The organism is Pseudomonas sp. NPDC078700 (assembly GCF_044542375.1).
Classification (GTDB): Bacteria; Pseudomonadota; Gammaproteobacteria; order Pseudomonadales; family Pseudomonadaceae; genus Aquipseudomonas.
In genome coordinates this window covers 99,301-118,583 of the sequence record NZ_JBITUI010000005.1, presented here as the reverse complement: position 1 = coordinate 118,583, position 19,283 = coordinate 99,301, and the positions used below count along the sequence as shown (strand labels likewise).

Below are 19,283 nucleotides of genomic sequence, written 5' to 3'. Positions count from 1 at the left end.
GCGGCTTAATAGAAGAGTCGATAGGCAACCCGCCCTATCACCTCGTTGATCAGCCAAACACTTCGCATAAAGGCCTTGCCGTCTGGCAACCAGCCTCCATCGGGCCGCGCATCCTGGCTAGCCAGCGACCCCACAGGCGCGGACACCACCTGAAAACCAACCTGCTCAAAACTCCAGCGTGAACGCGCCATATGGAAGGCCTGGGTCACCAACACCACGCGATTGATCCGCTCCGGTTCAAGGATTTGACGACTGAACAGGGCATTTTCCCAAGTGGTGCGGCTCTGCGACTCCTGCCAGCGAGTGGCGACCGAAAAATCCTCTGCCAGGACTTTAGCCATCATTGCCGCTTCGCTCGGCGGCTGACCAAAATGCAGGCCCCCGGTTATCAACACGGGCAACCCTGAAGCCTTGGCCAATCTTGAGGCATATCGCAGGCGTTCTATGGCCAATGCGCTGGGTTGATCCTCTCCCCAAGCAGCATCCCCCTGATCACGCCCGGCGCCCAGCACGACGATGGCGTCGGCAGTCTGCGCCAGTTGGCCAACTTGAGCGGCACTGAGTGCTGGCTCCGTTTCGACTTGCTGCGCGACCCACTCAACTGCCACGGGCAAGCTCATCACATAGAGCCCACCTGCTCCGCACAGAAAACACCCGGTCGCGATACGCGGCGCACGCTTGCGCAACCACCATGCGAGGATCAACAGAATAAACAGCACACCGGGCGGCATGCACAGTTGCTTGATCAAAAAGCGAAGCGGCATTGAGTCGTTCCAACAACAGAGGTGCCGCTAAAATAACCTATAACCGCCTTGCCTGCCGTCAACGGGTAGGCAGGCACCAATGGTCAACCCCGATCCGCAACCCGAAACAGCGTTGAACCGCAGTAACGACAATCACGCACACCGGCGAGCGCTTGCCAGTCAGCCGAGCCACCACATAAAGCACAACACAGTTGGCCGCGTTGGGCCGCCAAAGGCTTTGGCCGCAGCATTTTACGCGCAGAAACCTTTACCTGCACTGAGCGTTGTGAATGGCGCTCAATGGCCGAAAACTCGGCGGCAGCGGCATGCCAACCCCGCAACCAACTTGAATCACGCTGCAAATAAGCACTGATCAATCCAAGCTCAGCCTGCGTCAAGCCATGCACCTCCAGTTCTTGCTGCTCCGTGGCAACAAGACCCTGCACACTGTGCGCATCATCCAGCGCAGTCGTTAGCCGCTGCAGTAAACGACCATATAACCCGGCACTGGCTTGTGTCCGTTGAAATTCACCCATCAAGCACCTCACCCGGGTACATACACACTCTTACTGCAAGCTTAGCGGCCTGCATTCAAGCAGCAGGCCGCTGCGACAAACGGCGACAGATTGACTGATAGATGGCCCTTCAAGCCTGCGATTATGAAATCAGGGTTTCCCACTGTTGCCGGGGGTCATGTATGCTACGGCGTTTCCCCAAAGCCTCTATTCCTAGCGCAAGTAGCCATGCACGAACAGTATCAGCCACGCGAAATCGAAGCCGCCGCGCAATCCCAGTGGGATGCGCAGAAATCCTTTGTAGTGAGCGAGCAGCCAGGCAAGGAAACATTCTATTGCCTGTCGATGTTCCCCTACCCGAGCGGCAAGCTGCACATGGGTCACGTGCGCAACTACACCATCGGTGATGTAATTGCCCGCTACCAGCGTATGCAGGGCAAGAATGTACTGCAGCCGATGGGCTGGGACGCCTTTGGCATGCCGGCTGAAAACGCCGCCATGAAAAACAAAGTTGCCCCGGCCAAATGGACCTACGAAAACATCGATTACATGAAGACTCAGCTGAAAAGCTTGGGTCTGGCAATCGACTGGACCCGTGAAGTCACCACCTGCAAGCCTGACTATTACCGTTGGGAGCAGTGGTTATTCACTCGCCTGTTTGAAAAAGGCGTGATCTACCGTAAAAACGGCAGCGTTAACTGGGACCCAGTTGACCAGACCGTTTTGGCCAACGAGCAAGTGATCGACGGTCGCGGCTGGCGCAGTGGCGCGCTGATCGAAAAGCGCGAAATCCCGATGTACTACTTCAAGATCACCGCCTACGCGGATGAACTCTTGAGCAGTCTTGATGAGCTCGATGGTTGGCCTGAACAGGTCAAAACCATGCAGCGCAACTGGATTGGCAAATCACGCGGCATGGAAGTCTGCTTCCCCTATGACGTTGCCAGCATCGGCAGCAGCGGCGAACTGAAAGTATTCACCACTCGCCCTGACACCTTGATGGGTGCGACTTATGTTGCAGTGGCCGCCGAGCATCCACTGGCCACACAAGCCGCCCAAGGCAACCCTGAACTGCAAGCCTTTATTGATGAGTGCAAGCGGGGCGGCGTTGCCGAGGCCGATATCGCGACTCAGGAAAAGAAAGGCCTGCCAACTGCATTGTTCGTCGAACACCCACTGACGGGCGAAAAACTGCCGGTCTGGGTCGCCAACTACGTGTTGATGCACTACGGCGACGGCGCAGTAATGGCTGTGCCTGCACACGATGAGCGCGATTTTGAGTTCGCCACTAAGTACGACCTGCCAATCAAAACCGTAGTGCGCACCAGCGTAGGCGATGAAACTGCTGCGCCTTGGCAAGAAGCCTACGGTGAGCATGGTGAGCTGATTAATTCAGGCGTGTTTGATGGACTCGACTTTGCCGGGGCTTTCGATGCAATCGAAGTTGCCTTGCAGAAGAAAAAGCTGGGGCAGTCGCGCACCCAGTTCCGCCTGCGCGACTGGGGCATCAGCCGTCAACGCTACTGGGGCTGCCCAATTCCGATCGTGCATTGCGACAGCTGTGGCGATGTACCAGTACCAGAAGACCAGCTACCAGTAGTACTGCCAGAAGACGTCGTGCCTGACGGCGCGGGCTCACCGCTGGCGCGCATGCCGGAGTTCTATGAGTGCAGCTGCCCTAAATGTGGCGCACCGGCCAAGCGCGAAACCGACACCATGGACACCTTCGTTGAGTCGTCGTGGTACTTCGCCCGCTATGCCTCGCCGAACTACACCGGCGGCATGGTTGATCCTGCTGCAGCCAATCACTGGCTACCGGTTGATCAGTATATCGGCGGCATCGAACACGCGATTCTGCACTTGCTCTATGCACGCTTCTTCCACAAATTGATGCGTGACGAGGGTTTGCTCAGCTCTAACGAGCCATTCAAGAAGCTGCTGACCCAAGGCATGGTCGTCGCCGACACCTACTTCCGCATCGCTGAAAATGGCGGTAAGGACTGGTTCAACCCGGCTGATGTCGAAATTGAGCATGACAGCAAAGGCAAAGTAATCGCCGCGCACCTCAAAGCGGATGGCCTGCCTGTTGAAATCGGTGGCACCGAGAAGATGTCGAAGTCGAAAAACAACGGCGTCGACCCGCAAGCCATGATCGATCAGTACGGTGCCGATACCTGCCGCCTGTTTATGATGTTCGCCTCACCACCCGACATGAGCCTGGAGTGGTCGGACTCAGGTGTTGAAGGCGCAAGCCGCTTTATGCGTCGCGTTTGGCGCTTAGCTCAAACCCACGTCAACGCGGGCTTGCCAAGCGCTACAGCACAAACTGAACTCAGCGATGCGCAGAAAGAAGTGCGCCGCGCGATTCATTTGGCAATCAAACAGGCCAGCCAAGATATTGGCCAGCATCATAAATTCAACACCGCCATTGCCGCCGTGATGACCCTGATGAACGTGCTTGAGAAGGCCGCACAAACCACTGACCAAGACCGTGCCCTGCTGCAGGAAGGCTTGGAAACTGTGGTTCTGTTGCTGGCCCCTATCACGCCACACATCAGCCACGAAATCTGGCAGCAACTTGGCCACAAAGACGCAGCCATTGACGCCAACTGGCCACAACTGGATGAGTCGGCGCTGGTACAAGACAACCTAACACTGGTGATTCAGGTCAACGGTAAGCTACGCGGGCAAATTGAAATGCCTGCCAGCGCCAGCCGTGAAGAAGTCGAAGCGGTCGCTCGGGCTAATGAAAACGTGCTGCGCTTCACCGAAGGCATGACCATCCGCAAAGTGATAGTCGTACCGGGTAAACTGGTCAACATCGTCGCTAACTGATTAGAACCCGGCACTGTGCACAGCGCCGCGCCGGGACGTTCGCCAAGGGGATACAAGATGATTAAACGGAATCTGCTACTAATCGGTCTGACCGCTCTACTCAGTGCTTGCGGCTTTCAGCTACGTGGCACCGGCGACGTGCAATTTACCTTGAATGAACTCAATGTGACCGCACGTAACGCCTATGGCGATACAGTCAAGCAATTGACCGAGACCCTTGAAACCAACAATGTCAAGGTTCATGCAGGTGCACCCTACACGCTAGCACTGACCAACGAGCAAGAAACCCGACGCTCGGCCAGCTACACCAGCTCTGCGCAAACCGCAGAAAACGAGCTGACCACTCGCCTCGACTACGAAATTCGTGGTGGTAGCGACCAACTGGTCCTGATGAGCAACCAGCTTGAAGTGCAAAGCTTTCAAACTCAGGATGGCAACAACCTGATCGGTTCCGACCAGGAAAGCAACCAACTGCGCCAGGAAATGCGGCGCGACCTGATCAATCAACTGGTTCTGCGCCTACAACTGATCACGCCTGCCCAACTGGATGCCTTATTGCAGACCGCTGAAGCCAAGGCACAGGCAGAGGCTCAAGCCGCAGCCGAGGCAGCTGAAGCAGAGCGCCAGCGTCAAGACGCTCAGCCACAGCAGTCTCCACTGGAAATACCCGCGCAGTAATCAAGGTTAATAGGCGGTGGAGGCAGCTCATCCGCCATTACTTTGCAGGGTGGATGACGCTTTTGCCATCCGCCATTTGGCGCTGCCAATATCAGGGTTGTTTACCCAGCAGGGTGGACAAGCTTCGCGTCGTTAGACCCTATGCCAATATTTAGAGGCTTCCTTTCTAAATGAAACTGAATCCCGCACAACTTGGCAAACACCTGCAAGGCGCACTCGCCCCAGTTTATGTGGTCAGTGGTGACGAGCCTTTGCTGTGCCAGGAAGCCTGCGATGCGATCCGCGCAGCAACGCGCACGCAGGGTTTCAGTGAACGCCAGGTATTTAACGCCGAAGCCAATTTTGACTGGGGTAATTTGCTTCAGGCAAGCGCCAGCCTTTCACTCTTTGCTGACAAACGCCTGCTTGAACTGCGAATTCCCGGCGGCAAGCCGAGCGACAAAGGCGTCGCCCTGCTCGAATACCTGTCGCGCCCAGCAGAAGACACTGTCCTGCTGGTGAGCTTGCCAAAACTTGATGGCAGCACACAAAAAACCAAATGGGCCAAAGCCCTGATTGAAGGCCCCAGCACTCAGTTTTTGCAAATCTGGCCGGTTGATGCCAATCAGCTGGGCCAATGGATTCGCCAGCGCATGGCCCAGGCCGGGTTAACCGCAAGCCAGGAAGCCATCGAGATGATTACAGCGCGGGTTGAAGGTAATCTGCTCGCCGCCGCGCAAGAGATCGAAAAACTCAAACTCCTTGCCGAAGGCAACCAGGTCGATGTCGACACAGTGCAAGCCGCAGTTGCCGACAGCGCCCGCTTTGATGTCTTCGGCCTGATCGATGCTGCGCTCAATGGCGAAGCAGCCCACGCCCTTCGAATGCTTGAAGGTTTACGCGGCGAAGGGGTCGAGCCTCCCGTCATACTCTGGGCGCTGGCCCGTGAGATTCGTATGCTAGCAACCATCGCCCAGCAGTTCAGCCAAGGAATGCCGCTCGATAAAGCCTTCAGCTCTGCTCGACCACCGGTCTGGGATAAACGCCGGCCTTTGGTAAGCAAAGCCTTGCAACGTCACTCAGCACAACGCTGGGCAACGCTGCTCGAAGAGGCTCAAGCCATCGATGCTCAGATCAAAGGCCAGGCCGCTGGCGACGCGTGGAGCAGCCTGAATATGTTGACGCTCAGCATCTGTGGCAAACGCCTGAGCATTAGCAACGCCTTGTAACGCCACCAGCGCGTTATACCGCCCTTCACGGCCTGCCTGACAATGCAGGGCCGTGCCTCTGGACTTTAACCTGCAAGCGCCGCATTATTTAGTGCGCAGCACCCGCTGCACGCCCATGACCCGAACGGAGTACAACATGAGCAAGTCAGGCCAAAAACGGCCAAATAAAGCCAAGTCGATTGTTGCCCAACCGCTATTTCGCAGCCAGCAGCAAAAACCACAGAAAGGTAAAGGTAGTTACCGCCGCCAAGCCTCCCAGCAAAACTGGGAGGCTTGTTGCGTTAAGGCAGCCTGAAAGCCTTGTGCCATACGTCTGCACAGGGGTTCATTCATGTTATGGTAGAGCCCTGAGAAATGTGCTGAGACCACCATGCCGAACCTGTTTTTCCGTGGCCTGAGCCACACATCAATTAGCCTCTCGCTTGTACTCCTTAGTGCCTGTTCCGAAGCACCTGCCCAACCCATGAGCGGAGACCTCACAGCCACTACGGCTACGCAGCCATCTGCTGCGATTACTCCAGCATCAGACTCAGCACAAACGCCACAACCTGCCCTGTCTTTCGCCGAATGGCGGACACTACTACGCAGCGATGCAATTGCAGCGGGCATTAGTGACTCGTTATTTGACCGTGCCTTCGCTGGCGTTACCCCCAACCCGGATGTAATTCGTCTGGACAGCAGCCAACCCGAATTCACCCGGCCGGTCTGGGAATATATCGAGGGTGCCGTTTCACCTGCCCGAGTAAAGCAAGGCCAACGCCTACTGGCGCAAGAGCGTGAACCGCTCAACCGTATTGAACAGCGCTACAAGGTAAATCGCGAAACCTTGGTGGCCATTTGGGGCATGGAAAGCAACTTCGGCGGCAACATTGGCAGCTATAACGTTGTGCGCTCACTGGCGACACTGGCTTATGAGGGTCGCCGCCAAGCCTTTTGGCGCAGCCAGCTATTGGCCGTGTTGCAAATCCTTCAGCACGGCGATACCGACCCCGAACATCTGGTCGGCTCTTGGGCTGGCGCGATGGGGCAAACCCAGTTTATGCCGACGACTTACAACGACCACGCCGTTGATTTTGATGGCGACGGCCGCCGCGATGTCTGGCGCTCGTCAACTGACGCCCTGGCCTCTGCGGCCCAATACCTGAACGTCTCAGGCTGGGAAATGAATCAACCTTGGGGCTTTGAAGTACAACTGCCAGGCAATTTCGACTACGCCCTGGCTGACCCGGACACCCGCCGCACACTGAGCCAATGGCAAGCACTGGGAATTAAAGCAGTTAACAGCACCGCTGCGTCTTTATCACCTGAGTCACAGGCCACACTCCTGCTTCCAGCGGGCCATAAAGGTCCGGCGTTTTTGCTGATGAATAACTTTCGCAGCATTTTACGCTACAACAACTCCACCTCTTACGCGCTGGCCATTGGCCTGCTCAGCGATAGCTTGCAGGGCACGGCCGGCATCCAGGGTAAATGGCCAGTAGGTGAACGCCAGCTAGGTCGCCATGAGCGCATAGAGTTACAGCAACTGCTTACGCAAAAGGGCTTTGAGCCAGGCAAAGCCGACGGCATCATTGGTGCCAATACGCGCAAAGCGGTCCGCGCTTTTCAACAGCAACAGCAGCAACCGGCTGATGGCTATCCAAGTTTTGAATTGCTGCAGGAACTGCGCAGCCTTTGACGCTAACGATGATTGTTCATCTGCCAGCGCCACCCGGCCAACTCAAAGCCTGCCCGCTAAGGCCCTGCCAACGCTGCAACCAAAATGATTGTGACCATAAGGGTGGCTGAAAAAACGTCAGCCACCCTTCCTTGAGTTAACCAACAAACTGCAGCAATAAAAAAGGCGACCCTCGGGTCGCCTTTTCTATTACTGCTAATTTTAGACACCTTGAGCAGCCTATGGCTGCTCTAACGTCCTAACGGGCTTACGCCTTGGCAGCGTGTGCTTGCTGGTCGGCGTGGTAAGAGGAGCGTACCAGCGGGCCTGAGGCCACGTTCTTAAAGCCCATCTTCAGACCTTCCTCGGCGAACCAAGCGAAGATATCAGGATGAACGAAACGCTGAACCGGTAGGTGGTTGCGCGATGGCTGCAAGTATTGGCCCAACGTCAGCATATCAACGTCGTGCTCACGCATGCGCTTCATCACTTCAATCACTTCTTCGTCAGTTTCACCCAGGCCCAGCATCAAGCCAGACTTGGTAGGCACGCCAGGCACCAACTCTTTGAACTTTTGCAGCAAGTCCAACGACCACTCGAAGTCAGAACCCGGACGAGCAGCCTTGTACAGGCGCGGCACGGTTTCGAGGTTGTGGTTGAACACATCAGGTGGCTCATTGGCAGTAATCGCCAAGGCAACATCCATGCGGCCACGGTAGTCAGGCACCAGCGTTTCCAGCTGGACGTTAGGCGACAGCTTGCGGATTTCACGCAGGCAATCCACGAAATGCTGAGCACCACCGTCACGCAGGTCATCACGGTCAACCGAGGTGATCACCACGTACTTCAACTTCAAGTCTGCAATAGCAACGGCCAGATTGGTTGGCTCATCAGTATCCAGAGGTTTTGGACGGCCATGGCCCACGTCGCAGAATGGGCAGCGACGGGTACAGATGTCGCCCATGATCATGAAGGTTGCGGTGCCACCGGAGAAACATTCGCCCAAGTTCGGGCAAGAGGCTTCTTCACATACGCTGTGCAGTTTGTGCTTGCGCAGCAGTTGCTTGATGCGATCAACCTCAGGTGAAATCGGAATCCGTACACGAATCCAGTCAGGCTTTTTCGGCAGTTCGTCTGTTGGGATAATTTTTACCGGGATGCGCGCCATCTTCTCTGCGCCGCGCAGCTTAACGCCCACTTCAACCTTGGCCGGTTTGCCGGCTGTTTCCACAGTGCTCATCAGTCAATTCCGCCCGCGAGGGTCTTCTGTTCTGCGTAATCGAGGTGTTTGACGAGCTGGTCACGCAGCTGGGCACGAACCTCAGTAAATTCTATTGGCGCATCAACCAGATCAGCCAGTTGTGTCATTGCCATCCCCGCATAACCGCATGGGTTGATGCGCTGGAAGGGTGACAAATCCATGTCGACATTAAGGGCCAGTCCATGGAACGAACGGCCATTGCGGATACGCAGGCCGAGCGAAGCAATTTTTGCATCACCCACATAAACACCCGGCGCATCAGCCTTGGTGTATGCCGTAACGCCGTAGCTGGCCAGCAAGGCCAACAAACTTTGCTCAATACGCGTGACTAAATCACGCACACCAAGCTTGGAGCGGCGCACATCGAGCATTAGGTAAGCGACTAACTGGCCTGGGCCGTGGTAGGTCACCTGACCGCCTCGATCCACCTGAACCACCGGGATATCGCCCGGAAAGAGTACATGCTCGGCTTTACCGGCCTGACCTTGAGTAAACACTGGAGGGTGTTCAAGCAACCAGATTTCATCTGGGGTTTGCGGGTCACGGCTGTCGGTAAACTGTTGCATCGCAAGCCAGGTTGGCTGGTAAGCCACCAAACCTAATTCGCGAAAGCCAATCAGGCTCATCACAACACCATGTGGACGCGGCCAGTTGCTCGCAAATCAACATGAATGGCTTGCAATTGCTCGACACCGGTTGCGGTAATCAGCACTTGCACAGAAAGATAACGCCCATTGCTACTGTCACGAGTGACCAGTGTCCCGGCATCAAGCTCAGGCGCATGGCGCTGAATAACTTCAATCACCAGATCAGTAAAACCTTCACCCGCATCGCCAATCACTTTGATTGGGTAGCGTTCGCAAGGAAACTCAATCTTTGGTGCTTTTACATCATCAGTATCGGTCATGGCATCAGCAGGCTTTTGGCCCGTCCATAAGTATTACGCTCCAGATAGGGGGCGTATTAGACGCCTCTAAACACCCAGATTGCAAACTAAGCAACGGCATTTAGAGGCGCTAAGCAAGTTATCAGTTAAACAAGCCGTAGAAGAATAGGCGAATGCTATCCCACACACGGCGGAAGAAGCCACCTTCTTCAACCGGCTCAAGCGCAATCAAGTCGGCAGTTTGAACCACTTTGTCACCTAATTTGACTTCAACCTTACCGACGACGTCACCTTTGTTGATCGGTGCCATCAGTTGCGGCGTCATGGTCATGCTGGCTTGCAGCTTGTCGACCTGGCCACGTGGCAGGGTCATGGTCAGGTCTTTTGCCAAACCGGCTTTAACCTGGTGCTCGGCTCCTTTCCATACCGTGGTTTGCGCCAGCTCTGCACCTTGCTTGTAGAAAGTTCGGGTTTCAAAGAAGCGGAAACCGTAAGTCAGCAACTTTTGCGTTTCAGCAGCACGGGCCTGCTCGCTGTTAGTACCAAAGACCACGGCGATCAAACGCATACCGTCACGAACAGCCGATGCCACCAGGCAATAACCTGCTTCATCGGTATGACCTGTTTTCAAGCCATCAACGGTCTTGTCGCGCCATAACAGCAGGTTGCGGTTTGGCTGTTTGATGTTGTTCCAGAGAAACTCTTTCTGTGAATAAATGGCGTAGTGGGCCGGATCGACATAAATGATCGCCCGAGCCAGTTTGGCCATGTCATGCGCTGACGAGTAATGGTCAGGATGAGGCAGACCCGTCGCATTCATAAAGTGGCTGTTGCTCAGCCCCAGATCTTTTGCCGTGTTGTTCATCATGTCGGCAAAAGCATCTTCGCTGCCCGCGATGTGTTCAGCGACAGCAACACTGGCGTCATTACCCGACTGAATGATAATGCCGTGCAGCAGGTCACTCAGAGAAACCTGTGTATTAACCTTGACGAACATACGCGAACCGCCAGTGCGCCACGCGTGCTCGCTGATAGTGACCATATCCTTTTCACTGATCTGGCCTTTATCGATTTCCAAGGTGGCAATGTAGGCAGTCATCAGCTTGGTCAGGCTCGCAGGCGGCAGGCGTTGATCGCCTTCATTATCAACGAGCACCTGACCACTGGCTGCATCCATCAGCACATAGGATTTAGCCGCCAGCTGAGGTGGCGCAGGTGTAGCTATTTGCTGTGCCCATGCGGCAGGCGCAGCGAGTAGCAATAGTGACAATGAAACGCGGTGCGCAAAGCTGGTGATATTCATCCGTCTCTCGAAGTAGCTGATGGTGGAACTAGCCCGAATGGGCAAATTATGAATAGCTGTCGCAGCATACGGCGGCTGTGACAGCGGCTTGCTTAGCTAATTGGCTGATTACAAAGACTGCGTTTGGCCAATTCAGTTCGCCCTGACCACTGTGGGCTTGCCCAAATTGGCCAGACGAACACTCTCTTGCAACTGCTCAGCCTCGCCCTGATTGTTGATCGGGCCGACTCGAACGCGGTGCAGTGTTCGTTGATTCTGCACCACTGAGCTGATGAAGACCGGGGCAGTGACTGTCCCGCTCAACTTGTCCTTGAGAAGCTCCGCAGCGTCCGGATTGGCGAAGGCTCCCACTTGGAGATACAGGCCAGAGGCTTCGGGTAAAGCGTTTTTTTTTGAGTCGACCTGCACAGGTAATACCGGTGCTGCATGTTGAGTCACAGGTGGCACGTACTGCTCGATCGGCTCTGCCATGGCTTGCAATTGTGGCTTAGCAGGAGCAGCCAACTGGGGTTGCGCCAAGACCATAGGCGGTTTCTTACCTTGCTGCGCCCACCACTGTTGAGGATCAATCCCCTCAACCTTGACACGGGCCGTGCCCTTCTCGGCATAACCCAGCTTTTTAGCAGCAGCAAAAGACAGGTCAATAATACGGTCGGAATAGAACGGACCACGGTCATTAACCCGCAGAATTGCGGTTTTGCCGTTTTCCAAGTTAGTCACTTTGACATAGCTTGGCAGCGGCAAGGTCTTGTGCGCAGCGGTCATGCCATAGAGGTCATAGGTTTCGCCGTTGGCAGTTGCCTGGCCATGGAACTTGGTGCCATACCAAGACGCCAGGCCTGTTGCACGGTAGGTACTGCCATCTGGAATAGGGAAATACTTGGTGCCCAACACCGTGTAAGGGCTGGCTTTGTAAGCCCCCGTGTGCGGCGTTGGCACTGCATCACGAATGAGTGATACATCAACATCCCACCATGGCGCGCCGTCACGGTGCGGACGGGCAAAGTTGCCAGGCCCGCTGATACCGGCAGATTGCGCGGGCGTTGGCTTCACCACTTGCTGTTTATTGGAGGAGCAGCTTGCCAGCGCCAAGGCGATGGCGCCAAGTGTAACGAGTCTGAGTGGCAGGCTCGACATCAATGGGTTCCCCGTGCTTCAACTATCAATTGGGCCAGTTGCGTGACCGCCATCGCGTACATACTGCTACGGTTGTATCGTGTAATCACGTAAAAGTTGGGTAAGCCTAACCAATACTCGTCGCCATCAACACCCTCAAGACGAAAAGCCGTCACAGGCATCTCGCCATCGAGCTTATCTTCAGTGCTCCAGCCTAGCTCATTTAACTGATTAACATTTTTCACCGGATCAAGGCCTTCGGTCAAACCTTGATCAACCTTATCGCCTGAAACACTCGCGCGACTGACCACCGGTTCGCGCGGCAACCAACCATGGCGTTTGAAATAGCTGGCTACGCTGCCGATTGCATCATCTGGGTTGCTCCAGATATTGATGTGGCCGTCGCCATCAAAGTCCACCGCATAGGCGCGGAAGCTGCTCGGCATAAACTGCGGCAGCCCCATGGCACCGGCATACGAGCCTTTAAGGGTGATAGGGTCAACCTGCTCCTCACGCGACAGCATCAGGAACTCACGCAGTTCCTTGCGGAAAAATGGCGCGCGCGGTGGGTAATCAAATGCCAGTGTCGACAGTGCATCAAGCACTCGGTAGTTACCGGTATTGCCGCCGTAAAAGGTCTCTACGCCGATAATCGCGACGATGTATTGAGCTGGAACACCGTATTCTTTTTCAGCACGTGCCAATGCCGCTTCATGCTGACGCCAAAAATCGACACCACGCGCGATACGTGAATCGGTAATAAAGATGGGCCGATAGTCTTTCCATGGCTTGACGCGCTCAGCGGGGCGCGAGATGGCGTCAAGAATCGATTGCTTGCGCTCAACTTCACCAAACAGGCTGACCAGTTGCTCATCGGCAAATCCGTAATCACGGGTCATTTCAGTGATGAATGAGGTTACTTCAGGTGATTGCGAGTAATCACCTGCGGTCGCTTGCTGACCCCACCCGAGCGCAGTGGCAAGTCCTAACCAATGTGCTTGTCGTACGGCCCAGCCACGCAGTATTTGCATTGATTTCATAACCCCAATTAAACCTGAGCGATCCACTTACGGTGTGTGTGGATCGACATCAAAACTCCAAACCCTGACAACAACGTGATCAGCGAAGTTCCGCCATAACTAATGAATGGCAATGGAACCCCAACGACAGGCAGCAAACCGCTAACCATACCGATATTGACGAACACGTATACGAAAAATGTCATCGTCAGCGACCCCGCCATGAGCTTACCGAACAGCGTCTGTGCTTGCACGGTTATGACCAACCCACGACTGATCAACAGCAGATAAACAAACAACAACAAACAAACGCCAACCAAACCAAACTCTTCCGCCAGCACCGCAATGATAAAGTCGGTGTGGCTCTCAGGCAAAAAATCCAAGTGTGACTGGGTGCCCAGCAACCAGCCCTTACCCAAGACTCCGCCTGAGCCAATCGCAGCTTTTGACTGGATAATATTCCAGCCACTGCCCAACGGATCAGTCTCTGGACTGAGAAAGGTCAAAACTCGCTGCTTTTGATACTGATGCAGGACAAAAAACCACATCCCTACTGCAACGGGGACCAATGCCGCCACAGCGCCAATAATCCAACGCCACTGCAGACCCGCCATAAACAGCACAAAGGCGCCAGAGGTGATGACCAACAGCGCCGTACCCAAATCAGGCTGCACTAGGATAAGGCTCACAGGCACGCCAATCAGCGCCAGACTCACCACAATATGTTTCAGTCGTGGCGGCAAGGTGCGTTTTGACAGATACCAGGCAATGGTTGCTGGCATGATGATTTTCATAAACTCGGACGGCTGAAAGCGAATGACGCCGGGGATGTTGATCCACCGGGTCGCGCCCATCGCGTTGTGCCCCATGATATCGACCACCAGCAACAGGCCAACACCCCCGATATAAGCAAGCGGAACCCAGCGCGCCATAAAGCGCGGCTCAAATTGGGCGATGATAATCATGCCAACCAGACCAATACCAAATGAACTGGCCTGCTTCATCAGCAGATCAACATCTTTACCGCTGGCCGAATAAAGGACAAACAGGCTGCCGGCCGCCAGTGTCAGCAGAAGCAATAATAAAATACCGTCGATATGCATACGCTGCAGCAGACTTGCTCTGCGGCGCATCACGTCCTCGCTGGACAGGGTACGGTCAAAACTACTGCTCATTGCTCCTCCGCCGGTTCTTTAACGGCTGGCGCATACTCAGCCTTGAGCACGCCATTATCATCAAGCAACCAAGCATCCATGACCGCTTTAAGCACGGGCGCTGCAACACCAGAGCCCGACTCACCGTTCTCCACCATCACCGAGACAGCAATTTCGGGGTCTTCTGCCGGAGCAAACCCAACAAACAAGGCGTGGTCACGATGGCGCTCACGAATTTTGCTGCGGTCATAGCGCTCGCCCTGCTTGATGGCAACTACCTGCGCAGTACCACTCTTACCGGCAATTCGGTAAACCGCTGAGTTGCCGACTTTACGCGCCGTACCCCGCGCGCCATGCATAACCATTTCCATACCATGCCGAGCGTAATCCCAGTATTTAGGGTCTTTGAGCACGATATCAGGGATTGGATTTTCATCCACAGGCTTGTCGCCACCCACCGTTTTAGCCAGATGCGGACGAATCCATTTGCCGTGGTTGGCCACCAGCGTAATCCCCTGCGCCAACTGCAGGGGGGTGGTTTGCATATAGCCTTGGCCGATGCCGAGAATCAGTGTTTCACCCGGATACCAGGCTTGACGGTAGCGTCCGCGTTTCCACTCACGGGACGGCATCAGTCCGGCTGTTTCCTCAAACATATCGAGGGACACGCGCTGACCCAGGCCAAACTTGGTCATGTAATCGTGCATACGATCAATGCCCAACTTATGCGCAAGGTCATAGAAGTAGGTGTCGTTAGAGCGCATCAAAGCGGTATCAAGGTTTACCGAGCCGTCACCATAGCGGTTCCAGTTACGGTATTTGTGGGTGTTGTTCGGCAACTGATAGAAGCCAGGGTCAAATACCCGGGAGTTCGGTGTAACGACACCCGCATCCAGGCCGGCAATGGCCATCATCGGTTTGACTGTCGAACCCGGCGGATACAGGCCGCGCAGCACTCGGTTGAATAATGGCTGGTCAATCGAGTCACGCAGTTCGGCGTAGGCCTTGAAGCTAATACCGGTCACAAAAGGGTTAGGGTCGAAGCTCGGCTGGCTAACCATCGCCAACACTTCACCGGTCTTGACCTCAATCGCCACGATGGCACCGCGTCGCCCTGCAAGCGCCTTCTCAGCCGCCTCCTGCAGCTTGGTGTCGAGGGTCAGAACCAGATCTTTGCCCGGCTCTGGATCAGTGCGATTAAGCACCCGCAGAACCCGGCCACGGGCGTTGGTTTCAACTTCCTCGTAACCCACCTTGCCGTGCAATTCAGACTCATAGAAGCGCTCAACACCGGTTTTACCAATGTGATGGGAGCCACTGTACTCAACCGGATCGAGTTTTTTCAGCTCAGCTTCGTTGATCCGCCCAACATAGCCAACGGAGTGGGCAAAGTGCTCGCCAAGCGGGTAATGGCGAACCAATTGAGCGGTCACCTCAACGCCCGGCAAGCGGAATTGGTTAATGGCGATCTTGGCAATTTGCTCTTCGCTCAATTCAAAGAGCACAGGCACCGGTTCAAACGGCCTGCGACCTTGCTTCACGCGCTTTTCAAACAGCTGCCGATCTTCGGGCGGGAGCCCTAAAACCTCGACGATAACGTCCAGCACCTGCTCCCAGTCACCCGCTCGTTCACGGGTCAGGGTGAGGCTGAAACTGGGCCGATTATCGGCGATGATAACCCCATTCCTGTCGTAGATAAGCCCACGATTCGGCGGAATAGGCTGAACATGTACACGGTTATTTTCAGACAGCGTTGAGTGATACTCGTACTGCACAACCTGAAGGTAATAAAGACGACTCACCAGCACGCCAATCAACAAAAAAACCACAATGGCACCGACGATCGCACGTCCACGAATCAGGCGCGCGTCTTTCTCGTGGTCTTTTAGGCGAATCGGCTGCGGCATCGGCTACTGTAACTACTTATGATAGGGATGGCCGGACAGTACAGTCCAGGCGCGGTAAACCTGCTCGCCAATCAGGATGCGTACCAGCGGGTGCGGCAACGTCAGCGGTGACAACGACCAGCGCTGCTCGCTGCGCGCCTGAACTTCAGGCGCGAGCCCTTCCGGGCCACCGACCATCAAATTGACCGTTCGCGAATCAAGTCGCCATTTGTCCAACTCGACGGCTAACTGCTCTGTGCTCCATGGCCGTCCTTCGACTTCCAGGGTCACAATCCGTTCACCGGGCTGAACTTTAGCCAACATGGCTTCACCTTCTTGGCGAATCATGCGAGCTACATCGGCATTTTTACTTCGCGTTGTCAGCGGAATCTCTATCAGCTCAAGCGCCAGTTCAGAGGGCATGCGTTTGGCATACTCTTGCCATCCGTCCTCGACCCAGCGCGGCATTTTAGACCCGACCGCAATCAATTTGATACGCACCGCTAGAGGCCCTTATTCAGCTTCTGGGCCTGACTCTGGCGCATGCTGTGCACGGCTTTGCTCAGCGCCTTGCCACAAACGCTCAAGGTCGTAGAACTGACGGGTGGTAGGCAGCATTACATGGACCACAATGTCGCCCAGGTCGAGCAACGCCCACTCACCGGTATCCAGACCTTCGCTACCGATTGGGCGTACGCCCTGCTCTTTTACTTTCTCCAGCACGTTGTCGACCAGCGACTTAACGTGGCGGCTGGACGTACCGCTGGCAATCACCATGAAATCAGTGATGCTGGTTTTTTCGCGCACATCGATGGTGACGATGTCTTGCGCCTTGATGTCTTCCAGAGCTGCAATGGCCAGTTTGACCAGGTCTTCGCTCGGCATGATTTGATTCTTCATAGGTAACTCGTTTGCCTCATGTGTCAGAGTTTGCAAACTACTGCTGCTAAAACTCGCCATTAACCGCGATATTCATCAAACGCTCCGCCATGCAAGATAAGCTGATGATGACTCATCCGGTTGCTTTAGTGATGCATAGCGTAGCGCAGTAATTTATCTACATACTCTCAGTTCGCTGCACGGTACAGCCCGTGCGCTTGGATATAAGTCAGTACCGCGTCCGGCACCAAATAACGTACCGATTTTCCGCTGTGCAATAGCCCGCGGATTTGTGTGGCAGACACCGCCATCGGTGTTTGCCACACAAAGGAAATCTGTCCACACGCACCGGTCATCGCGTGTGGATCACTGACACTGCGCGCAGCTAACAGATCGCGCAGCGCCTCTGGGGCTTCGCTGTCAGCATCGGGACGCTGTAATACCAAAATATGGCAATGCAGCAATAACTCATCCCAACGATGCCAGCTCGGCAACCCGCAAAAGGCATCCCAGCCCAGTAACAAATACAACTGATCATCTGCCGCCAACTCGCCGCGCAGCGACTCCAAGGTATCGATGCTATAGGACGGCTTATCACGCTTAAGCTCGCGGTCATCGACTACAAGCGGCGTAACCCCAGCCACTGCACTCTCAACCATCGCCAGACGGTCTTGGGCAGATACCTGGGGTGAATCTCTATGGGGCGGCCGCGCGCTGGGTACCAGTCGCAACTCATCAAGCGCCATGAACTCGACGACTTCTACAGCGCCGCGTAAATGACCAATGTGCACCGGATCAAAGGTGCCGCCAAACAGGCCAATGCGTTTAGGCATTCTGCCCGCGCAACTGACCATCGCCGACCACTACATACTTCTCGCACGTCAGGCCTTCAAGCCCAACCGGGCCACGGGCATGCAGCTTATCGGTGGAGATACCAATCTCAGCACCAAGGCCATATTCAAAACCATCGGCGAAACAGGTTGGGGTATTGAGCATGACCGAACTGGAGTCAACTTCGGCCATAAAGCGCCGGGCGTTGCCTTGGTGTTCAGTCACGATCGAGTCGGTGTGGTGCGAGCCATAATGGTTGATGTGCTCAATCGCCTGATCCAGATCATCAACGATGCGGATCGACAAAATCGCCGCCAAATACTCAGTCGCCCAATCTTCATCAGTCGCAGGATTTGCCGCAATGAGTTCGCGCGTACGCTCGCAACCGCGCAACTCAACACCTTTCTCGGTGAACTGCTCAGCCATTGCAGGCAAGAAATCCGCTGCAATCGATTGGTGAACCAACAAGGTCTCCATCGCACCGCAGATGCCATAACGGTATGTTTTGGCATTGAAGACAATTTTCTGCGCTTTAGGCAATTCAGCCAGCGCATCAACATACACATGGCAAATGCCATCAAGGTGCTTAATCACTGGCACCCGTGCATCGCGACTGACTCGCTCAATAAGCCCTTTGCCACCACGGGGCACGATCACATCAACAAATTCAGGCATGGTGATCAATGCGCCTACTGCAGCCCGGTCTGTGGTTTCGACCACCTGCACTACAGCGGCAGGTAAATCCGCCTCGGCCAGACCACGTTGAATGCAGGCGGCAACTGCACGATTCGAATGAATCGCTTCAGAGCCCCCACGCAAAATGGTCGCATTGCCCGATTTCAAGCACAGGCTTGCTGCATCAATAGTCACATTTGGCCGCGACTCGTAAATGATACCGACCACCCCAAGCGGGACTCGCATCTTACCCACCTGAATACCCGACGGACGGTAGCTCATATCGCGAATAGCACCGACCGGATCGGCCAATGTCGCGACCTGACGCAAACCTTCAATCATAGAATCGATCCGTGCGGGGGTCAGCGCTAAACGGTCGAGCATCGCGGGCTCAAGACCATTTTCACGGCCTGCGGCGAGGTCTTTCTGGTTCGCCTCGGTCAATTCAGTGCGTGCCGCATCCAGCGCAGACGCGGCAGCCAGCAAGGCGCGGTTCTTCTGCGCGGTACTGGCACGGGCAATCACGCGCGAGGCCTCACGGGCAGCACGGCCCAGGCGGGTCATATAGTCGAGCACGGACTCAGTCATGGTCTCGGTAGCCAGGCAACAAGGAAAGCGGCTGATTATAACGAGCGCA

General features: G+C 55.2%; 19 protein-coding genes. 5 read left to right on the top strand and 14 right to left on the bottom strand.

Annotation, left to right across the window (positions count from 1 at the left end; genetic code table 11):
* Positions 1–5 precede the first annotated feature (5 nt).
* Together ACIGCM_RS17990 and ACIGCM_RS17985 are read right to left on the bottom strand one after the other, a co-directional pair.
* A complete protein-coding gene (locus ACIGCM_RS17990; protein ID WP_397503425.1) occupies positions 6–764 on the bottom strand; it encodes a YdcF family protein in 759 nt (252 codons plus the stop codon).
* Between the two features lie 83 nt (positions 765–847).
* Positions 848–1,279: a hypothetical protein gene (locus ACIGCM_RS17985; RefSeq protein WP_397503424.1), complete on the bottom strand. Its 432-nt coding sequence runs from the start codon at positions 1,277–1,279 to the stop codon at positions 848–850.
* A 207-nt stretch (positions 1,280–1,486) separates the two neighbouring features.
* On the opposite strand from ACIGCM_RS17985, the gene leuS reads away from it, so the two are divergent.
* From leuS to ACIGCM_RS17960, 5 genes are all read left to right on the top strand, one after another.
* On the top strand, positions 1,487–4,093 hold the full coding sequence (gene leuS, locus ACIGCM_RS17980; protein ID WP_397503423.1) for a leucine--tRNA ligase: 2,607 nt from the start codon (positions 1,487–1,489) through the stop codon (positions 4,091–4,093).
* A 57-nt stretch (positions 4,094–4,150) separates the two neighbouring features.
* Positions 4,151–4,771 carry an LPS assembly lipoprotein LptE gene (lptE, locus tag ACIGCM_RS17975; RefSeq protein WP_397503422.1) on the top strand — a complete coding sequence of 207 codons (621 nt, stop codon included), beginning with the start codon at positions 4,151–4,153 and terminating at the stop codon, positions 4,769–4,771.
* A gap of 170 nt (positions 4,772–4,941) precedes the next feature.
* Positions 4,942–5,979, top strand: coding sequence for a DNA polymerase III subunit delta (gene holA, locus ACIGCM_RS17970; protein WP_397503421.1), 1,038 nt, complete (start codon positions 4,942–4,944; stop codon positions 5,977–5,979).
* 136 nt (positions 5,980–6,115) lie between these two features.
* Positions 6,116–6,274 carry an alternative ribosome rescue factor ArfA gene (arfA, locus tag ACIGCM_RS17965; protein WP_397503420.1) on the top strand — a complete coding sequence of 53 codons (159 nt, stop codon included), beginning with the start codon at positions 6,116–6,118 and terminating at the stop codon, positions 6,272–6,274.
* Between the two features lie 75 nt (positions 6,275–6,349).
* The gene (locus ACIGCM_RS17960) at positions 6,350–7,657 is read left to right on the top strand and encodes a lytic murein transglycosylase (RefSeq protein WP_397503419.1); all 1,308 of its coding nucleotides are present in this window, start codon (positions 6,350–6,352) and stop codon (positions 7,655–7,657) included.
* A gap of 247 nt (positions 7,658–7,904) precedes the next feature.
* Here the strand turns inward: ACIGCM_RS17960 and lipA are convergent, their stop codons facing one another.
* The 12 genes from lipA to ACIGCM_RS17900 all read right to left on the bottom strand — a co-directional run bounded on the left by lipA (position 7,905) and on the right by ACIGCM_RS17900 (position 19,234).
* A complete protein-coding gene (lipA, locus tag ACIGCM_RS17955; RefSeq protein ID WP_397503418.1) occupies positions 7,905–8,876 on the bottom strand; it encodes a lipoyl synthase in 972 nt (323 codons plus the stop codon).
* Entirely contained in the window at positions 8,876–9,523 is a 648-nt protein-coding gene (gene lipB, locus ACIGCM_RS17950; RefSeq protein ID WP_397503417.1) for a lipoyl(octanoyl) transferase LipB, read from the bottom strand. Before lipB ends, lipA begins: the two co-directional genes overlap by 1 nt.
* A complete protein-coding gene (locus ACIGCM_RS17945) occupies positions 9,523–9,804 on the bottom strand; it encodes a DUF493 domain-containing protein (protein WP_397503416.1) in 282 nt (93 codons plus the stop codon). The genes lipB and ACIGCM_RS17945 overlap by 1 nt, the downstream gene beginning before the upstream one ends.
* A 121-nt stretch (positions 9,805–9,925) precedes the next feature.
* On the bottom strand, positions 9,926–11,086 hold the full coding sequence (locus ACIGCM_RS17940; RefSeq protein ID WP_397503415.1) for a D-alanyl-D-alanine carboxypeptidase family protein: 1,161 nt from the start codon (positions 11,084–11,086) through the stop codon (positions 9,926–9,928).
* Positions 11,087–11,218: 132 nt separating this feature from the next.
* Entirely contained in the window at positions 11,219–12,223 is a 1,005-nt protein-coding gene (locus ACIGCM_RS17935) for a septal ring lytic transglycosylase RlpA family protein (RefSeq protein ID WP_397503414.1), read from the bottom strand.
* Positions 12,223–13,233 carry a lytic murein transglycosylase B gene (mltB, locus tag ACIGCM_RS17930; protein WP_397503580.1) on the bottom strand — a complete coding sequence of 337 codons (1,011 nt, stop codon included), beginning with the start codon at positions 13,231–13,233 and terminating at the stop codon, positions 12,223–12,225. The genes ACIGCM_RS17935 and mltB overlap by 1 nt, the downstream gene beginning before the upstream one ends.
* Before the next feature lie 17 nt (positions 13,234–13,250).
* A complete protein-coding gene (gene rodA / locus ACIGCM_RS17925; protein WP_397503579.1) occupies positions 13,251–14,354 on the bottom strand; it encodes a rod shape-determining protein RodA in 1,104 nt (367 codons plus the stop codon).
* Positions 14,355–14,392: 38 nt separating this feature from the next.
* Positions 14,393–16,282 carry a penicillin-binding protein 2 gene (gene mrdA, locus ACIGCM_RS17920; protein WP_397503413.1) on the bottom strand — a complete coding sequence of 630 codons (1,890 nt, stop codon included), beginning with the start codon at positions 16,280–16,282 and terminating at the stop codon, positions 14,393–14,395.
* 12 nt (positions 16,283–16,294) lie between these two features.
* Positions 16,295–16,762, bottom strand: a complete 468-nt coding sequence (gene rlmH / locus ACIGCM_RS17915) for a 23S rRNA (pseudouridine(1915)-N(3))-methyltransferase RlmH (RefSeq protein ID WP_010487239.1) — start codon at positions 16,760–16,762, stop codon at positions 16,295–16,297.
* A 12-nt stretch (positions 16,763–16,774) separates the two neighbouring features.
* Entirely contained in the window at positions 16,775–17,146 is a 372-nt protein-coding gene (gene rsfS, locus ACIGCM_RS17910; protein WP_397503578.1) for a ribosome silencing factor, read from the bottom strand.
* Positions 17,147–17,328: 182 nt separating this feature from the next.
* Complete coding sequence (nadD, locus tag ACIGCM_RS17905; RefSeq protein ID WP_397503412.1) at positions 17,329–17,973, bottom strand: nicotinate-nucleotide adenylyltransferase; 645 nt, start codon at positions 17,971–17,973, stop codon at positions 17,329–17,331.
* Positions 17,966–19,234, bottom strand: coding sequence for a glutamate-5-semialdehyde dehydrogenase (locus ACIGCM_RS17900; RefSeq protein WP_397503411.1), 1,269 nt, complete (start codon positions 19,232–19,234; stop codon positions 17,966–17,968). The genes nadD and ACIGCM_RS17900 overlap by 8 nt, the downstream gene beginning before the upstream one ends.
* Positions 19,235–19,283: the final 49 nt, after the last annotated feature.